The organism is Clostridium cavendishii DSM 21758, assembly GCF_900141845.1.
In the GTDB taxonomy this organism is placed as follows: Bacteria; Bacillota; Clostridia; order Clostridiales; family Clostridiaceae; genus Clostridium_AG; species Clostridium_AG cavendishii.
In genome coordinates, this window is sequence record NZ_FQZB01000018.1 from 1 (window position 1) to 19,405 (window position 19,405).

The following is a 19,405-nucleotide window of genomic DNA, read 5'->3' on the forward strand; positions in this document are numbered from 1 at the left end:
AAATTTATTTAAGAAGGCACATGGAGAAATACTCAAGTGGCTGAAGAGGCGCCCCTGCTAAGGGCGTAGGTCGGGCAACTGGCGCCCGGGTTCAAATCCCGGTTTCTCCGCCAAAACACCTAATTTTAAATTAGGTGTTATTTTTTTATTAAGGTATTGTAAAATAAAAGTTAATATGTTAATATTTAGTTAAAGATATTTTCAATATGTACATAAAAATTTAAATGGCATAAAGTATATTACGATGTTACTTACAAACGTTTACATAAAATTATTAAGGAGGTATGTTTATGAAAAGAAAATTAGCCTTTATAATCGCTTTAAGCGTAGCTACATCAATTATTACGCCAATTAATGCTTATGCACAAGAGAAGAGTGGGTATCTAAAAACACTAATGAATAAACAATCCTATATTGCAGATAACAAATTAAAAGTGGATTGGGATTCAGGTAAAAATACGCCTAGGTCTATATGGGGACAAACTTTAAGTCCAGAGGTAATGAAGTCTAGTAATGACGTAACTAAATATCTTCAAGAAAATTTGGATGCATTTAATTTAAAAGGGGGAAACTTTAAACTTTTAAAAGAAGAAAAAGATTCCCAAGGATGTGGTTTGTACAGATACAAATATGAGTTTGATGGAATAACAGTTGATAAAACTAATTTAATAGTTCATACAGACAAGGATGGTTTTATTAATGACATAAGTGGACAAGCTATATCTAATTTTGATAACAAGAAATATTCAAAAGATTTTAAGATTAATGAAGATGAAGCTTTAAAAAATGCACTAAATAAAATAAATAAAAATAAATCAGATTTATTAAGTAATAGTGTAGAAAAAATTATTCATGAACAGAGTAATAAATGGTATTCAGCTTATTCGATACAATTAGTAGGAAACGGATTTAGATTTAAGGTAATTGTAAATGCAGAAGATGGACAGATCTTAGAGAGTTATAGTAATCTTATTGCAGAAAGTCAAACAGGAACAGGAATAGGGTTAAAAGGTCAGAATAGAACAATAAATATAAATAGCGAAAATGGAATCTTTTACTTGCAAGACCTTACTAGACCTGGAAAAATAACTACATGTGATTCTAAGCATGCAAGTTTTGAAAGAAATCCAGAATATCTGCCAGGAGAGTGTATAACATCAAATAGCAATGTATTTAGTGAGGAAAATCAAAAAGCTGGTGTAGATGCACATTATTATGTTGGAAAGGCTTATGATTATTATAAGAAAAACTTTAATAGAGAAGGATTTGATGGAAGAGGTGGAGAACTAAAGGTTGGAGTACACTTTGGACAAAATGAAGTTAATGCATATTTTGTTAAAGAAATAGGTTCATTAGTTTTTGGTGATGGCGATAATAGATATGCAACTAATTTTGCAAATGCATGTGATGTAGTATCACATGAGTTTACACATGGAGTTACAGCATATTCTTCAGCATTAGAATATGAATTTCAAAGTGGTGCTTTAAATGAGTCATTTTCAGATGTATTTGGGTGTATAATAGAAGGAACTATAAAAGGTCAATCAGATTGGACTATAGGAGAAGACATGGCCTTAGATTCAAGACTTATGAGAAGTCTTGCAAATCCAGAACAGTTTGGACAACCAGCGCATATGAAACAATTTATTAATTGCTCTAAACAAGATGATGCTGGTGGAGTTCATTCAAATTCAGGAATACCAAATAAAGCATTTTATAATATTATGTCAACTATAGGTGTAGAGAAAGCACAAAAAATATATTACCGTACTTTAACAGAAAAACTTGGTCAGTTCTCTCAATTTATAGATACAAGAAGAGAATTAGCTAAAGTAGCAAAGAGTGACTTTGGTGCTTATGAAGAGTGGGCTGTAAATAAAGGTTTTTATGATGTTGGAGTTGGTGAAAATCCAGGAAATAAACCAAGTACAAATTTAGAGTTAAAAGAAGCTAAATTAACAGTAGATAAACAAATAAATAAGGGTGACTTTAATTTAAATATAGCTATTCCAGCTAATACATCTGCTAAAAAGATTAAAGTTACTGAAAATAATAAAGAAATAATTAATCAAGAAGTAAATGCTTCAGATAGTGAAGTTGTGATAAATAAGGAATTTAGGGGAAAACAACCTGGAACCTATGTTTATTCAGCTGAGGTTAGTGATGGAGTTAAAACATTAACATCAAGCTTAAAAGTAACTGTTGAAAAAGGTGATGTTACAGATCCTGATAATAAAGATGTAAAGGTAGATTTTAATATAACTTCAGATTGGGGAACAGGAGCTAATTTTAATTTAACTATAACAAATAATACAAATAAGGACTTACAAAATTGGAATGTAGAATTCTCCTTTGATAAGAAGCTAAACTCTGTTTGGGATGGAACATTAACAAGTTTAGGAAACAATAGATATAGAATAGAAGGAGCTGGTTGGAATAATGTAATACCTTCTGGAAAATCAATAAGCATCGGTGGAAGTGCTGACGGGAATTCTAAAGATTTAAAAATATATAATGTAAAAGTAAATGGTGCCCAAATAGGAGAGGATAAACCAGATCCAAACAAACCAGATCCCAATAAACCAGACCCAAATAAACCAGATCCAAGTAAGCCAGATCAAAATAAAGTAGATGCTTGGATTACTTACAAAAACTATAATTCAGGAGATAAAGTAAAATATAATAATAAAAATTATATTTGTGTACAAGCACATTTATCATTACCAGGATGGGAACCTGATAAAATACAATCATTATGGAGTCTAACCGAATAGTAAATAAATTATTTTAGGATAATATTTATTTTAAATATTATCCTAATTTTTATTTAATAATATATTGACAAAATAAAAATCATCCAATATAATAATATTTGTCGTTAGATGTGGAAAGATGGTCGAGTTGGTTTAAGGCACCGGTCTTGAAAACCGGCGTACGTGCGAGCGTACCCAGGGTTCGAATCCCTGTCTTTCCGCCATATAAACCTAAGCTTAAAGCTTAGGTTTATTTTTTTAAAATAAAAAATTAGATTTTGAATTAAAATGTATGATTGCTTTTAGTATATATAAGTTTTGATTATTTTCATATATTCAAATTATTCAAACATATAGATTATAATAGAGATTATAGATTTATATTAGTTATTATAGTCTATATAAAAGTTTTACAGATAAGGTAAAATTATTATATTATATAGTTTGTAATGTCAAAAAATATATTAATTTTGAGCAAAAGAATATATAAATTTTAATAATTTTTAAATCTTAAATATTAATATATAGATTTAAGATTTAATATATATATTAATATTTAAAATCTACATTTGTCTCAATATAATTTTTTATAATAAAAAAAGTAATATTAGATTAAAAATATATAGTAACATTTGTTTATACTAGTGCATATTTTTAATGTAAGGAGACAAAATAAAGTAGGAATTGATACAAAAATTAAATGTTGACACATCTAATTTAAGTTGATATAATATGAATTGTTGTAATACGGAAAGATGGTCGAGTTGGTTTAAGGCACCGGTCTTGAAAACCGGCGTACGTGCGAGCGTACCCAGGGTTCGAATCCCTGTCTTTCCGCCACTTTAATATTAAAAATTTATTTAAGAAGGCACATGGAGAAATACTCAAGTGGCTGAAGAGGCGCCCCTGCTAAGGGCGTAGGTCGGGTAACCGGCGCCCGGGTTCAAATCCCGGTTTCTCCGCCAAAGAACACCTAGGTTTTTACTTAGGTGTTTTTTATATGAAAATATTTATTATTATGAAAAATGTATATGTTTTAATTTTATATTTATATTAATATATTACTAAACATAAAACAAAGGTAACTCAAATTTAATTTGCAGAAAGCATATTACAACATATATAAATACTTTTTTATAAAAAAAAGTACACCGAATAATTAAGCTACATATATATGATATTAGTAGTAATTATTTGAGAATGTATTATGAATAGAGGGAAACATTTAGACAAGGTATTTAATAACTCTAAAAAGATATATTTTAATAAACGTTCAAAGATTGTTTTTATAAGTGATTGCCATAGAGGAGATGGAAGTTTTAAAGATTCATTATTACCAAATGCTAATATATATTTAACAGCGCTTAGATATTATTATAACAATGACTTTACTTATATAGAGGTTGGTGATGGTGATGAGCTTTGGAAATTTACTAATATAAATGATATATACTATGGATATAAAGATGTATATAAGATCTTAAATGCTTATAAAAATGAAAATAGAATGTACATGATATATGGTAATCATGATAGTGTAAAAAAGAAAAAATCATTTTTTAAAAAAATAGTAAACGGTAGTGGTGAAAGTAGTTATTTATATAAGTTCTATAAGGATTTAGACATATATGAAGGAATAAAACTTATTAATGAGGAAAATAACAAAAGTATTTTTACAGTTCATGGTCATCAAGTAGATTTATTAAATTATCAGTTAGCGCCATTAACAAAGTTTCTAGTTAGATATTTTTGGGGAATAGTTGAGGAATTTGGAATAAAGGATCCAACCAGTCCTGCTAAAAGTAATGCTAAAAGAACTAAAGTTGATAGAATAATAGAGAAATGGGCTAAAGAAAATAATCAAATAATAATTGCAGGACATACACATAGAACAAGATTTCCTGACGTTGATAGAATACCATATTTTAATGATGGCTGTTGCGTGCAGCCAATGTCTATAAGTACCATAGAAATAGAACATGGAAACATATCTTTAGTAAAATGGAATATTAAAGCTTTGGAAAAAGGACAATTAGTAGTAGTTAGAGCTATTATAGGTGGACCTGAAGCAATTGATAAATATTAAGGAATAAGGAATATTATTTTAATAGTAGATAAGTTTTGTGCTTATTTACTTATTTTTTTGGGGTATAATTAGATATAGGAATAGATATAGGAGTGTGAGCTATGGGATTAAGGATTATTTATGGAAGAGCAGGTAGTGGAAAAAGTACATATTGTATTAATGAAATAAAAAATAAAATTGAAACAAATGATAAGAAGAATAGACTTTTACTTATAGTTCCAGAGCAATTTACATTTGAAACAGAAAATAAACTTTTAAAAGTAGCATCAGAAAAAAGTGTTCTTAGAGCTGAAGTTTTAAGCTTTAAAAGGCTTGCACATAGAATTTTTAATCAATGTGGTGGACTTAAGCATAAGTCTATTAAGGATGCAGGAAAAAGTATGCTCATTCATAAGATATTAGAAGATGAAAATAAGAATATGCAAATATTTAATATAGCTTCAAAAAAACAAGGGTTTATTGATATAATATCTAAAACTATAACTGAGTTTAAAAAGTATAATATTACTCAGGAAATATTATCAGATACTATTAGTAATATTCAAGAAGAAGAATTAAGATTTAAGTTACAAGATTTAAAATTACTTTATAATGATTTTAATAAAAGAATAGAGGATAAATATATAGACACTGATGATGAACTTACTTTATTAAGTAAAGTTTTAGATACTTGTGAGTTATATGATGGAGCCGAAATCTGGGTGGATGAGTTTACTACTTTTACTCCACAACAGATGGAGGTTTTAGTTAAATTAATGAAAAGAGCTAAGCAAGTTAACATAACTTTATCTATAGATGTTCAGTCAAAAAGTTATTCTGAAACGGACTTATTTAATGTAACTAAATCTACTGAAAAGAGACTTATTAGAGCTATCGAAGAAAATGGAATAGGTTTTAGTGGATATGTTGATTTAAATGAAGAGCATACAATAAAATTTAAAAATAAGTATGAATTAAGTCATATAGAAAATTATTTTTATAATTATCCATTCATTAGATATGAGGGAAGAAATGAACGAGTTAGGATTTATAAAGCTAATAATAACTATGATGAAATAGAGTTTGTATCAAAAGATATTTTAAGATTAGTTAGAGATAAAGGATATAGATTTAGAGATATAGCTATTGTATGTAGAAATATAGATAGTTATGAGAAGATAGCTTCTGTAATATTAAATCAATACAACATACCTTGTTATATTGATAAGAAGAGGGATGTAGTTAGTAATCCTTTAATAGTCTTAATAACATCTACCTTTGAGATACTTTCATCTAATTGGAGCTATGAGTCTGTATTTAAGTATTTAAAAAGTGGATTAACAGGAATTGAAACAGAGTATATAGACATATTAGAAAATTATATTTTGGCCCACGGTATAAGGGGGGCTAAATGGAACCAAGAATGGTCTTATTATAGTACATCATTTAAACAAGAGGAAATTTCGGAAGAGGAAAAACAAAGATTAGTATTTATAAATGAGATTAAAGATGAAATAAAATTACCACTAGATAAATTATATTCAAAGGTTAAGGGAAATCATACATTAAAAGATATGTGTATTGCTTTATATGAATTCCTAATAGAACTTAAAGTTATAGAGAGAGTAGAAGCTTTAGTTAATGAATTTGATGAAAAAGGAATAGTTGATAAGGCTAAAGAATATTCTCAAGTCCTTGATATAGTTATGGAAGTTTTAGACCAAGCGGTGGATGTATTAGGTGATGAGAATGTAAATATAAAAAAATTTATAAAGATATTAAATGTAGGTTTTGATAAATATGAGATGGGTTTAATTCCTATTGCTTTAGACCAGGTAACAATAGGTGATATAGCAAGAATTAAAAGTAAAGGTGTAAAAGCTTTATATATAATTGGAGCAAATGATGGAATTATACCATCTAGCAATAAGGATGAAGGTATATTATCAGATAGAGATAGAGGTATACTTAAGGATAATGGAATAATGTTAGCTTCTGATACAAAGACAAAGGTATTTGAAGAACAATTTTTAGTGTACACAGCATTAACTATAGCTAGTAATTATTTAGTTATAACATATCCATTAGCTGATTTTGAGGGAAAATCATTGAGACCTTCTATTATAATTCATAGACTTAAAAAAATTCTTCCTAATTTAGTTGAAGAAAGCGATTTAGTAAAGGTAGATAGGCTTAAAGATAAGTTTGAAGATATAATAGCACCATATCCAACATTTAATAAGTTAATAAATAATATTAGATTAGAATTTGAGAATCATAAAGTAGAAGATTATTGGTCAGATGTTTATAGTTGGTACATGAAAAGGGAAGAATGGAGAAAAAAAGGCGATAGAATGTTTAAAGGGCTGACATATACAAATAAGGCAGAAAATTTCTCCAAGGAAAAAGCAAAACTTTTATATTCTAATGAGCATGGAAGACTTATGTTTAGTGTATCAAGATTAGAGAAGTATGCAAATTGTCCATTTTCATATTATATACAATATGGACTTAAGGCTAAAGATAGAAAGATATATGAATTTAATGCACCTGACATAGGTAGTTTTATGCATGACATATTAGATAAATTCACTGAAAATGTAAAAAATAATAATCTTAAATGGAGTGAACTTAATTCAGAAAATTGTAGAGAAATAATAAATAAATTAGTTGATGATACTATAGATGGTAATAAAGAATCAATTTTAAATTCATCAAAAAGATATAGATATTTTACAGATAGATTTAAAAGGATAATAACAAAGTCAGTAACTATAATATCAGAGCAAATGAGAAGGACTGATTTTGAAATTTTCAAAAATGAATTTGATTTTGGAAATTATAAAGATAGCAATCCTATAAAATTAACGCTTCCTTCAGGAGAAGAAGTTTTTTTAACAGGTAGGATAGATAGGATAGATACTTTAGATGTAAATGGACTGACTTATATAAGAATAATAGATTATAAATCAGGTGCTAAAAAGTTTGATCTAAATCAACTTTATTGTGGTATTCAAATTCAGCTTTTAGTATATTTAGATGCTCTAATTAAGAATTCAAAAACTTTAATTAAAAATCAATCTATACCAGGGGCAATTTTATATTTTAGAATAGATGATCCAATAATAAAATCATCAAAAAATTTGTCTGATGAAGAGATTAAAAAAAGGGTGCTTAAAGAGTTAAAATTAGATGGACTTATAATTAGGGATGCGGAAATAGTAAGATCTATGGATAAAGATATAGATGGATATTCTCTAATAATACCAGCTAGAATTAATTCAGATGGTAGCCTTGGAAAAAATAAATCATTAATAACTGAAGAACAATTTGATATGTTAAGAAATTATGTTAATTTAAAAATGATTGAACTTTGTGATGAAATGATAAGTGGAAATATTATAATAGAGCCTATAAAAAATAATAAAGATACTGCCTGTAAGTATTGTGATTATACTCATATTTGTCAGTTTGATACTAGTATAAAAGATAATAATTTTAAATTAATTAGAAAAAGAACTGAAGATGAAATATGGGAGGACATTGCCGCAAAAACTGGTAAATTAATAGGAGGTAAAGAGGATGGCAACTAGATGGACAAATGAACAATTAGCTGCAATTGAAACTAGAGGCTGTAACTTATTAGTTGCAGCAGCAGCAGGTTCAGGTAAGACTGCAGTTTTAGTTGAAAGAATAATAAGAATAATAACAGATGAAAATAATCCAGTTGATATAGATAGACTTTTAGTTGTTACGTTTACTTCTGCAGCAGCCTCTGAAATGAGAGAAAGAATAGGAGATGCTATATCAAAGAATTTAGAAAAGAATCCTAATTCAAAAGTGCTTCAAAGACAGTTAGCACTTATAAATAGGTCTAATATAACTACTATGCACTCTTTCTGTTTAGATGTCATAAAGAATAATTTTCACCTTATAGATTTAGATCCTAATTTTAGAATAGGTGATGCTACTGAATGTACTTTACTTAAAGCTGATATTTTAGATGATTTGTTTGAAGATGAATATAATAAATCAGAGAAAATGTTCTTAAGGCTAATAGAAGCTTTCGGTGGTAGTAAGGATGATAATAAGATAAAAGATTTAATATTAGACTTATATAATTTTTCTATGAGTGGGCCTTTTCCTGAAGAATGGCTTATAGAAAAGGCCGAAGAATTAAATATAAATACTGTAGAAGATTTAGAGAAGACTAAATGGACAGAGGTTCTTAAGCAAAGTATAGAGATAGAAATTTATAGCTTTGCGAAAAATTTAGAAATAGCTTTAGATATATGTGAAAATACAGGTGGGTTAGAGCCTTATTGTGAGAATTTTAGAGATGATTTAAATCAAATAGAAAATATAAAAATTGCATTAGCTGGTTCTCTTAATGATATTTATAATTCTGTAGGGAGCTTTAATCCTTCTAAACTAAAAACAGTTAAAAAGAAAGAGGTAGAAGATTTAGAGGCTCAAGAAAAAGTTAAAGCTATTAGAGATGAAGTAAAGAAAAAAATAAAAGCTTTAAATGGAGATGTATTTTCTACATCTTTAGAAGAAGCAGTTCACGGAACTTTATATATGTATCCTCAAATTAAATATTTAGTAGGTTTAGTTATTGAATTTAAGGCTAGATATGAAAGTAAGAAAAAAGAGAAAGGTATATTAGATTTTAATGATTTGGAACACAATTGTTTAAAAATACTTATAGATAGAGATGAAGAAAATCATATAATACCTTCTAAAGTTGCTATGACATTTAAAGAAAAATTTGAAGAGGTATTAGTTGATGAATACCAAGATAGTAATAATGTTCAAGAAACAATAGTAAATATGGTTTCTAGGAAGCTTGATGATAGACCTAATGTATTTATGGTCGGAGACGTTAAGCAAAGTATATATAGATTTAGACAAGCAAAGCCAGAACTTTTCCTAGATAAATATAATAGATATTCTCAAAATGATGGAGATATCAATAGAAAAATAATGTTATATAAAAACTTTAGAAGTCGTAGTGAGGTCATAGAAGGAGTAAACTATATTTTTAAAACTGTAATGTCTAAAACGGTTGGAGAACTTGAATATGATGAAAGAGAAGAGCTTAATCTAGGAGCAGATTTTAAAAAAGTAGATTCTGATAATGTATTTATAACTTCAGATGAAGAAGGAAAGAAAATTCAGACAGCTGGAGATGTAGAACTTCATATACTAGATAAAAATGGTGAAGAAGAGGCCAAGGAGTTAGACGGTGATGAAGTTAATGATGCTAATGAAGAAGAGGAATTAGATGCTATACAACTTGAGGCTAGGATTGTAGCTAAAAGGATAAAGGAACTTACAAGTAGAGATAGTGATTCAGTTTATATGGTTTGGGATAAGGGGTTGGAAAAGTATAGAAGAGTTAAGTTTAAAGATATAGTTATACTTTTAAGAGCAACTAAAAACTGGTCAGAAATTTTTACTGAAGAGCTTGGATTAAAGGGTATACCAGTTTATGCTGATACAGGAACAGGATATTTTGAAACAACAGAGATAAGAACAATAATGAGTATACTTCATATAGTGGATAATCCTATGCAAGATATTCATATACTAGCTACTTTACGTTCACCTATTTTCGATTTTTCAGTGGAAAATTTATCTGATCTAAGATTAATAGATAAGAAGAAATATTTTTATGAAATTATAGTTAACATATGCAAAGGTGAATATGATGATATAGTTTCAGAAGAATTAAAAACAAAGAGTATTTATTTTAAAGAAGCTTTAGATAAATGGAGAGAAAAATCTCTATATACTCCTGTAGATGAATTTATATGGTATCTATATTCTGATACTTCATATTTAGGCTATGTGGCTGCTATGCCAAATGGTATTCAAAGACAAGCAAATCTTAGAATATTATTTCAGAGAGCAAAACAATATGAGCAGACCAGTTTTAAGGGTTTATTTAACTTTATAAATTTTATTAATAAGCTTAAAAAGTCTTCTGGGGATTTAGGAAGTGCAAAAGTACTTGGAGAAAATGAAGATGTTGTAAGGATTATGAGTATTCACAAGAGTAAGGGATTGGAGTTTCCAGTTGTATTTTTATCAGGTTGTGGAAAGCAGTTTAATCTTATGGATTTAAATAATGACATACTTTATCATGAGGAGTTAGGTATAGGAACTGATTGTGTTGATATAGAAAGAAGAATAAGGTATGGAACTCTAGCCAAACATGCTATAAAGAAAAAGTTTAAATTAGAAACACTTTCAGAAGAAATGAGAATACTTTATGTTGCTTTTACTAGAGCTAAGGAAAAGCTAATAATAACAGGAGCAACAACAAATTTAGAAAGGTCATGCAAAACTTGGAGTAGAGCTGCTAGTTTAGGAGATGAAACTATACCTCCATCAGAAGTATTAAAGGCTAAAAGCTATTTAGATTGGATAGGTATGTCTTTAGCTAAGCATACAAATGGTGAGGCTATAAGAGATATTGGTGGTGTGGATATAAAATTGAATAATAAAAATTTATCCACATGGCTAATAAAATTTTGGAACAAATCTAATGTTTTTGTGGATGAAATCAAAGAAACTGTGGATGAAATTCAAAATAAAAAGTTATTAACAGAAGAAATAGCTGTGGATATAGATGAAGAAATAGAAAAAAGACTTAATTTTGAGTATAAATTTAAGGAATCTACAATGTTACCTTCAAATATTTCTGTATCAGACTTGAAGAAGGAAGCTTATGAAGAAAATGATGGAGAAACTTATAATTTATTTAGAGGAGAAACTTTAAGAAAGCCAAGATTTCTTCAAGAAGAAAAAGGCTTATCATCAGCAGAAAGAGGAACAATAATTCATTTTATGATGCAAAAGGTAGATTTTGATAAGATATCTAGTGTTAATGAAATAAAAATGCAAATTAATCAAATGATAGAATTTGAGCTTTTAACTGAAGAAGAGGCAAAAGTTATAAACCCTTGGAAAATTAAAAAGTTTTTCGAAAGTAACTTAGGAAAAAGATTGCTCAGAGCTCATAAGGAAGGAAAGGAGTTATACAGAGAATTACCTTTCTTTACTGAAATAGAGAGTACGAGAGTTAATAAGGAATTAAAAGATGAAATATATAAAGATGAAAAATTAAGACTTCAAGGGGTTATAGATTGTTTCTTTGAAGAAGATGATGGAATTGTGTTATTAGACTATAAAACAGATTATGTAGAGTTAGATAAGATAGAAGAAATTTTAGAAAAATACAAGATTCAGATAAACCTATATACGGAAACTATAGAAAAAATAACTGGCAAAAAGGTTAAAGAAAAGTGGTTGTATTTATTTTATATAGATAAAGATGTAATTTATGAATAATAAAAATAACTATTTCAATATATAGGAATATTGGAATAGTTATTTTTAATATACTATTAAAATGAGCAATTTGATAATAAACATATTATGTAATTAATGGATATAATTTTATATTTATATATAATATTGAAATTCCAATTTACTATCCAATTTGTTAATTTAAAGTAATTTAAACATGGAATTTTTTACATATTAATAAATTTATAATATTATATGGAAATGTAGTAAAAAATTAAGTATGATTATAATATACGCATAAATAATTAGGGGGGATAATGATGGAATCTGATATAAATGCTAAAGATATTTCTAAAGTTATAAATGATATATTATTAGATAGGAAATATCTGGATAATATAAATTTAATTAAGAATATGCTTGATATATTATTTGATATAAAAAATATTTATGTATATATATCAGAAATAGAAACTAATAATGTTATCTACTCTAATAAAAGTTTAAGAGAAGCCTTTAATATAGATGAGGAAAAATTCAATGCTAATAACATATTTGATCAAAAAAGGGAAGATAAGTTGTTGGAAAATTATAATGGAGAGGCTATAGAATGTGAAATTTATGAAAGTAAAACAGATAGATATTTTCAAAGTATATCTAAATTAATAATTTTCAATGAAAGAAAATATAAATTTGAAATTATACGAGAAATAACAGAACAGAAAAAAGTAGATCAATATCTCCTTTTTAAATTAGATTTTGAGTACTGTTTAAAACATATTTTGGAATTATTTGTAGGTGTATATGATTTTGAAGATGCAGTAACTTTAGCCTTAAAAGAGATAGGTTTATTAGTCAGATGTGATAGTGCATACGTTTTATTATATAATGATGAAAATAAAGAAGTAACTTACAAATATGAATGGGTTGATAAAAATAGAAATATAAAACCTAAAAAGAATAGTACAGTAAAGGTTAGTGATATCACGTGGTGGGAAGATGGAGTTGAGAAGGAACAACTGATATTTCATAATAAAAATAAAGATGTTAATGATGAATCTATGGTAAAATCTTTAATTGGAGCACCTTTAATATTAGGTGAAAAATTTATGGGGGTCGTATGTATAGATGGAATAAGCTATGGAGATTGGTTTGATTTTGCTTTTGATGGAATAAAAATATTTTCAGAAATAATAGCAAATAGTTATGAAAAGCATTTATTTGAGCAAGAATTGAGAAGAAAATCATTTTTAGATGGTTTGACTAACATAAATAACAGAAGTTATTTTGAATTAAAAATGAAAGAGCTTAGCAATGTAAGTCCTGTAGGAATTTTAATTTGTGATTTAGATGGATTAAAATTAATTAATGATAACTTAGGTCATAGTTTTGGTGATGAAGTATTAAGAAGCGTTTCAAATATATTAAAAAATAATATAGGTTATAATGATATATTATGTAGAATTGGAGGAGATGAATTCGCAATAATACTACCACATAAGAATATAAATTATCTTAAGGACGTATATGAAAATATAAAGAGAAATATAGAGACTTATGTAAAAGTAAATAGTTATTTTCCTATTAGTTTATCAATAGGGTATAGTATAAAGGAATATCCTGATGAAAGTATAATGGACACCTTTAAAATGGCAGATAATCTAATGTATAGTGAGAAATACAAGTTTAGGAAAGAAAAACTTAGAAATATAAATAAATATATAGAAATTAATTGGAAAAAGAATTGTATTAATTAATCAGCTACAGGATTTATGGATAACTTATAAAAGTCTATAAATCCTTTAAATTTAAAAAAAAATATATACTCAGTATACAAATGAAAAAGAATAAAGGGTATAATAATAAAGAGTTTGAAATAGTGATAGGAGTGAGATTGCTTTGAGCATAGTGAATAAAAAAATAAGTGAATTTTCACAAGGTGATAAAATAGAAGGATTTTATTTAATAAAATCAGTTGAATGTAAAACAGCAAATGCTAATGGAAAAAGATATTTAGATTTTACTTTAGGGGATAGTACTGGTGAGATAACTGCTAAAGTATGGGAAGTTAATAAATCAAATGAAAATGCATACAAAAAAAATACTATAATAAAAGTTAAAGGCTTAGTAAATGCATGGCAAAATGCATTGCAGCTTAAAATAGAAGATATGAGAAATATAGAAGATGAAGATAACATTAAAATTGAGGATTATGTACAATCTGCTCCTTATGATAGCGGATTTATGTTCGAATATATTAATGATTATATAGAGGGTATAAAGTCAATAGATATAAAGAATATTGTTAATGAGATATTTAATGATAATAAAGAAAAACTTATGTATTATCCAGCGGCTAAAAAGAATCATCATTCTATAAGAGGTGGGTTATTATATCATATAATGACGATGATAAGTGTAGCTGAAAAACTTTGTGAAATATATACATTTTTAAATAAGGATTTAGTATATGCAGGTGTTATATTACACGATTTAGCTAAGATTAAAGAAATGGATTCTAATGAACTAGGAATAGTTAATGAATATACATTAGAAGGAACACTTCTAGGTCATATAACTCAAGGAATTAAGGAGTTAGAAATAGTAGGTAAGAAGGTTAATGCTGATAAAGAGGTTATTATATTACTTCAACATATGATACTTTCACATCATTATGAACCGGAATATGGAAGTCCTATAAAACCGATGATACCAGAAGCTGAAATGCTACATTATCTAGATATTATGGATGCAAGAATGTATGATATGCTAAAGATAACAAAGGAAACTCAAGTTGGCCAGTTTTCAGAAAGATTATGGTCTCTTGAAAATAGAAGAATTTATAAACATAAATTTAATGAAAAAATTTAAAATTTAGAGTTTAGAATTTGATTTTGAATAACTAAATAAGAGATGTAGATTCTCACTTAAATGAGGCAATATAAAAATAAATTTTATATTGCCTTAATTTTTATTTAAATAATAGAATTATAATTAAATAATCTAGATGTTTATTAAAATGCTCCAGGGGGATGGGGAATTCATGTAAAATTTAGGTTAAATAATATAATTCTATATTTAAGTAAACTAATTAATTATTACTTTTGTGTCCATTGGTATATTATCATGTAACCATTTTGAGTCTTCGGTTTTTAAGCGAATACAACCATGAGAGGCTGCTTTTCCTAAGGTCTTATCTGTTATTTTTTGGTCTTTATTCATTGGATAGGAATGATATAAGTAATTATCCATGAAGCCAACCCAATATTTAGCACCTTCGGAAATTGCTTCATTGAAAAACCAATCTCCTTTATTTTTTACACTAAAGCTACCCTTTGGCGTATCTTGACCTTTTATACCGGTAGAGCAAAGAAATTCTCTTGCAAGATTCCATTTGTTTTTGCTTCCAGTAAAAACATAAGTTTTTTGAGTAGCTATATTTGTAAATATAAGATATTTAGTATTACTTTCTAAATCAAATTTATTAATATTATCTTTAGTCAAAACTGTAAGCGATGCCGCTGTAGCTTTAGCATCATTAGCAGCTTTTTGATTTGAGGCAGTCAAATATTCTTTTTTCTTTTCTTCATATTCTGATAATTTAGCCTTTAGGTCTTCGTCAGATTTTAGAAGGTTAAGTTTATCTTGAATTAAAGTTATTGCCTTAGAGTAATATTTATCATCAGCTAAAGAAGAAGCTTCAGCTAATACATCTTCTTTTATGAATGTTGTACATTTTTTTGCATAATCTAAGGATTTATTATAATCAATATAAGCTTGTGAAACATCATTAAAAGATGATAATGCATCAGTATATTTTTTATCATTAAAATATTGAATACCTTTTTCAAAATTAGTTTTAGATTTACTGAATAGAGGTAGTGAATTTTCTGTTTTTTTAATTTTATCAATAGAAACTTCATATCTGTCCATTTCACATAGAGTAGAAATTAAAAATTCTTCAGAAATATTTTTTTCTTGTAATTCTTTATTTAAATTATCTATGTGATTAGAAAAATATATGTTTAAATCCTTATTAAGTTTAAAATCCTTTAATAAATTAAAGTGTTTATAATTTAATAAGATTGAATTTGCTTTTACAAAATCGCCATTATCAAAATTATTTTTAAAGTTAGCTAAAAGCTTGTTGTAGGAAGTTATACAAAAGCATAAATAAGATAAAACTAATAGTATAGCTACTGAGATGCTTACAATAAGCTTCTTTTTTACTTTAAAGTTTTTAAACATTAATACACTCCTTTCAGAAATATATTTATATTGTAACCATATATGTAATTTTTATACATAAAATGTTTAAGTTAAAATTTTTTTATCTATGTAATATCTATTATTAAAATATTGGTTATTTTATGAATAACATAGTATAATTTATGTATAATTCAAAATTTAACAATAAATTTTAACGAAAAAATATAAAGGAGAAGATAAAATGATAACAGTAACTGAAAGATTTCTAAAATATGTAAAGATGAATACTAAATCTGATGAAGCAACAAGAGTTACTCCAAGCACAGAGGGACAATTAGAACTTGCTAAAGTCTTAGTTAATGAACTTAAAGAAATGGGATTAGAAGATGTAACATTAAGTGAACATGGATATGTTTATGCTACTCTTAAGGCTAATACTGATAAGAAAATACCGACAATAGGATTTATAGCACATATGGATACTTCACCAGATTTAAGTGGAGAAAACGTTAACCCTAGAATAATAGAAAATTATGATGGTGGTGATATATTACTTAATGCTAAAACAAATTTAATTTTAGGACCAAGTGTATCACCTGAAATAGTTAATTATAAAGGAAATAATCTAATAGTAACTGACGGAACAACATTATTAGGTGCTGATGATAAAGCAGGAATAGCTGAGATAATAACAGCTATAGAGTATCTTATAAATCATAAAGAAATAGAACATGGAGATATAAAGATAGGCTTTACTCCAGATGAAGAAATTGGAGAAGGTGCAGATCATTTTGATGTAGAATATTTTAATGCTGATTTTGCGTATACTATGGATGGTGGAGCTATAGGAGAATTAGAATATGAAAACTTTAATGCGTCAGGGGTTAAGGTTGAAATAAACGGAAGAAATGTTCACCCAGGTTATGCAAAAGATAAAATGGTAAATTCAATGTTTATTGCAAATGAATTTATAAGTATGCTTCCAAGTGAAGAAGTTCCAGAAAGAACTTCAGGTTATGAAGGATTCTATCATCTAATAGGAATTAATGGATCAGTTGAAAATACAAGTTTAAATTATATAGTTAGAGATTTCACTGAGGAAGGTTATAAAGCTAGAAATGAAAAAATGTTAGAAATAACAGAAGCTTTAAATAAAAAGTATGGTGAAGGCATAGTAAATACAACCGTTAAAGAACAATATAAGAACATGAAGGAAAAGGTTGAACCTGAAATGCACATAGTTGATACTGCAGTTAAGGCTATGGAAGAAGCTGGAGTAGTGCCAAATATAAAGCCTATAAGAGGTGGTACTGATGGAGCTAGATTATCATTTATGGGACTTATAACTCCTAATATATTTGCTGGTGGTGAAAACTTCCACGGTAAATTTGAATATGTTCCTATAGAATCTATGGAAAAGGCTGTAGAAGTTATAGTAAATATAATAAAGTTGTATGCAAGTAAATAGCTAATAATCAACTCTCAAATTTAATAATTAACTTTAAATATATTGACACTAAAAGTAAAATAGCATAATATGAATATATAAGAAAAGTTAATAATTTTTGTGAACAACGGCGTTCAATAGAGGGAGTGGTTTCCCTTTATTGAGCGTCTATTTTTTTGATCAAGTTATATTAGAATTGTATTTTTAAAGTTGTTGTTCTGGTCAAACGATAGTTTTAAAGATAAGAAAATTAAGGAGGACTCAAAGCTTATGAAGTATTTAAAAGAGGATATCATAAGTCTAGTAGAAGAAAATGATGTTAAATTTATTAGACTTCAATTTACCGATATATTTGGTAATGTTAAAAATTTAGCTATAACTGAAAGTCAATTAGAAAAAGCTTTAGAAAGAGGCTGTAGTTTTGATGGTTCTTCTATTGAAGGCTTTGTAAGAATTGAAGAGTCAGATATGTATCTAATGCCTGATGTAGATACTTTTGAAATATTACCGTGGGAAAGTCATCAGGGTAATATAGCAAGAATGATTTGTGATGTTTATACAGTAGATGGAAAGCCTTTTGAGGGAGATCCTAGATATATATTAAAAAAAGTTATAAAACAAGCTGAAGAGATGGGATATACATTTAATGTAGGTCCTGAATGTGAATTTTTCTTATTTCATACAGATGATGAAGGAAAACCAACTACAAAAACTCATGATAATGCAGGATATTTTGATTTAGGGCACATAGACTTAGGTGAAGAAGCAAGAAGAGATATGTGTATAGCACTTGAAAAAATGGGATTTGAAATAGAAGCATCACATCATGAGGGTGCTGGGGGACAACATGAAATAGACTTTAAATATGATAATGTTTTAAATACTGCTGATAACATAATTACTTTCAAATCAGTAGTAAAAACAATAGCTCAATCACATGGTTTGCATGCTACATTTATGCCTAAACCAATATCCGGTATAAGTGGTTCAGGTATGCATATAAATATGTCATTATCAAAAAATAATAAAAATGTATTTTATGATAGTAATGATGAGTATTCTTTAAGTAGCGAGGCTTATAACTTCATAGCAGGTATATTAAAGCATATAAAGGGAATGACTATTATTACAAATCCTTTAGTTAACTCTTATAAAAGATTAGTTACTGGTTATGAGGCGCCAATGTATTTGTCATGGTCTCCAAAGAATATGAGTCCATTAATAAGAATCCCTTTTGCTAGGGAGGATACTACAAGATTAGAACTTAGAAATCCAGATCCATCTTGTAACCCTTATTTGGTGCTAGCGTTATGTTTGGCAGCTGGACTAGATGGAATAAAAAACAAACTACAAGCGCCAAAAAGTATAGAAAAAAATCTGTACGAAATGACAGATGATGAAAGAATATCTCAAGGAATAGAAAGCCTTCCGCTTGATCTAAATGGGGCAATAGAAGAGTTTAAGAAGGACCCATTCTTAAAGGAAGTTTTAGGAGAACATGTATATAATGTTTACCTAGAAGCGAAGAAAATTGAATGGAAAAACTATAGAGCTGAGGTTCATAACTGGGAAGTTGAACAATATTTAAGTAAATTCTAGTTTAATTGGGGGAGG

Annotated in this window: 9 protein-coding genes and 4 tRNA genes; 12 read left to right on the top strand and 1 reads right to left on the bottom strand. The window is 27.5% G+C overall.

The genetic code is table 11. From position 1 onward, the window contains the following. Positions 1-22 precede the first annotated feature (22 nt). The 10 genes from BUB01_RS18925 (at position 23) to BUB01_RS18970 (ending at position 15,006) form a co-directional block, all read left to right on the top strand. A tRNA-Ser gene (locus tag BUB01_RS18925) sits at positions 23-113 on the top strand. Between the two features lie 177 nt (positions 114-290). Further along, positions 291-2,774 carry a M4 family metallopeptidase gene (locus BUB01_RS18930; RefSeq protein ID WP_072991943.1) on the top strand — a complete coding sequence of 828 codons (2,484 nt, stop codon included), beginning with the start codon at positions 291-293 and terminating at the stop codon, positions 2,772-2,774. Positions 2,775-2,886: 112 nt separating this feature from the next. Next, positions 2,887-2,977 (top strand) — tRNA-Ser (locus BUB01_RS18935). Between the two features lie 525 nt (positions 2,978-3,502). Continuing rightward, a tRNA-Ser gene (locus BUB01_RS18940) sits at positions 3,503-3,593 on the top strand. 34 nt (positions 3,594-3,627) lie between these two features. After that, positions 3,628-3,718, top strand: a tRNA-Ser gene (locus BUB01_RS18945). 242 nt (positions 3,719-3,960) lie between these two features. Beyond that, a complete protein-coding gene (locus BUB01_RS18950; RefSeq protein WP_072991947.1) occupies positions 3,961-4,839 on the top strand; it encodes a metallophosphoesterase in 879 nt (292 codons plus the stop codon). A 101-nt stretch (positions 4,840-4,940) separates the two neighbouring features. Then, entirely contained in the window at positions 4,941-8,411 is a 3,471-nt protein-coding gene (gene addB, locus BUB01_RS18955; RefSeq protein WP_072991950.1) for a helicase-exonuclease AddAB subunit AddB, read from the top strand. Further along, on the top strand, positions 8,401-12,177 hold the full coding sequence (gene addA, locus BUB01_RS18960; RefSeq protein WP_072991953.1) for a helicase-exonuclease AddAB subunit AddA: 3,777 nt from the start codon (positions 8,401-8,403) through the stop codon (positions 12,175-12,177). Before addB ends, addA begins: the two co-directional genes overlap by 11 nt. A gap of 278 nt (positions 12,178-12,455) precedes the next feature. Beyond that, positions 12,456-13,892, top strand: coding sequence for a sensor domain-containing diguanylate cyclase (locus tag BUB01_RS18965; RefSeq protein ID WP_072991956.1), 1,437 nt, complete (start codon positions 12,456-12,458; stop codon positions 13,890-13,892). 142 nt (positions 13,893-14,034) lie between these two features. Continuing rightward, the gene (locus tag BUB01_RS18970; protein ID WP_072991960.1) at positions 14,035-15,006 is read left to right on the top strand and encodes a 3'-5' exoribonuclease YhaM family protein; all 972 of its coding nucleotides are present in this window, start codon (positions 14,035-14,037) and stop codon (positions 15,004-15,006) included. A gap of 216 nt (positions 15,007-15,222) precedes the next feature. Here the strand turns inward: BUB01_RS18970 and BUB01_RS18975 are convergent, their stop codons facing one another. Continuing rightward, complete coding sequence (locus BUB01_RS18975; RefSeq protein ID WP_072991962.1) at positions 15,223-16,383, bottom strand: L,D-transpeptidase; 1,161 nt, start codon at positions 16,381-16,383, stop codon at positions 15,223-15,225. Positions 16,384-16,585: 202 nt separating this feature from the next. On the opposite strand from BUB01_RS18975, the gene pepT reads away from it, so the two are divergent. Next, entirely contained in the window at positions 16,586-17,812 is a 1,227-nt protein-coding gene (gene pepT / locus BUB01_RS18980) for a peptidase T (protein ID WP_072991965.1), read from the top strand. Positions 17,813-18,061: 249 nt separating this feature from the next. Beyond that, on the top strand, positions 18,062-19,390 hold the full coding sequence (glnA, locus tag BUB01_RS18985) for a type I glutamate--ammonia ligase (protein WP_072991968.1): 1,329 nt from the start codon (positions 18,062-18,064) through the stop codon (positions 19,388-19,390). Positions 19,391-19,405: the final 15 nt, after the last annotated feature.

Bases quoted from the DNA above. Each gene is read 5' to 3' on its own strand.
- addA (WP_072991953.1), top strand. From the start codon at position 8,401: ATGGCAACTAGATGGACAAATGAACAATTAGCTGCAATTGAAACTAGA.
- BUB01_RS18930 (WP_072991943.1), top strand. From the start codon at position 291: ATGAAAAGAAAATTAGCCTTTATAATCGCTTTAAGCGTAGCTACATCA.
- BUB01_RS18950 (WP_072991947.1), top strand. From the start codon at position 3,961: ATGAATAGAGGGAAACATTTAGACAAGGTATTTAATAACTCTAAAAAG.
- pepT (WP_072991965.1), top strand. From the start codon at position 16,586: ATGATAACAGTAACTGAAAGATTTCTAAAATATGTAAAGATGAATACT.
- glnA (WP_072991968.1), top strand. From the start codon at position 18,062: ATGAAGTATTTAAAAGAGGATATCATAAGTCTAGTAGAAGAAAATGAT.
- BUB01_RS18965 (WP_072991956.1), top strand. From the start codon at position 12,456: ATGGAATCTGATATAAATGCTAAAGATATTTCTAAAGTTATAAATGAT.
- addB (WP_072991950.1), top strand. From the start codon at position 4,941: ATGGGATTAAGGATTATTTATGGAAGAGCAGGTAGTGGAAAAAGTACA.
- BUB01_RS18975 (WP_072991962.1), bottom strand. From the start codon at position 16,383: ATGTTTAAAAACTTTAAAGTAAAAAAGAAGCTTATTGTAAGCATCTCA.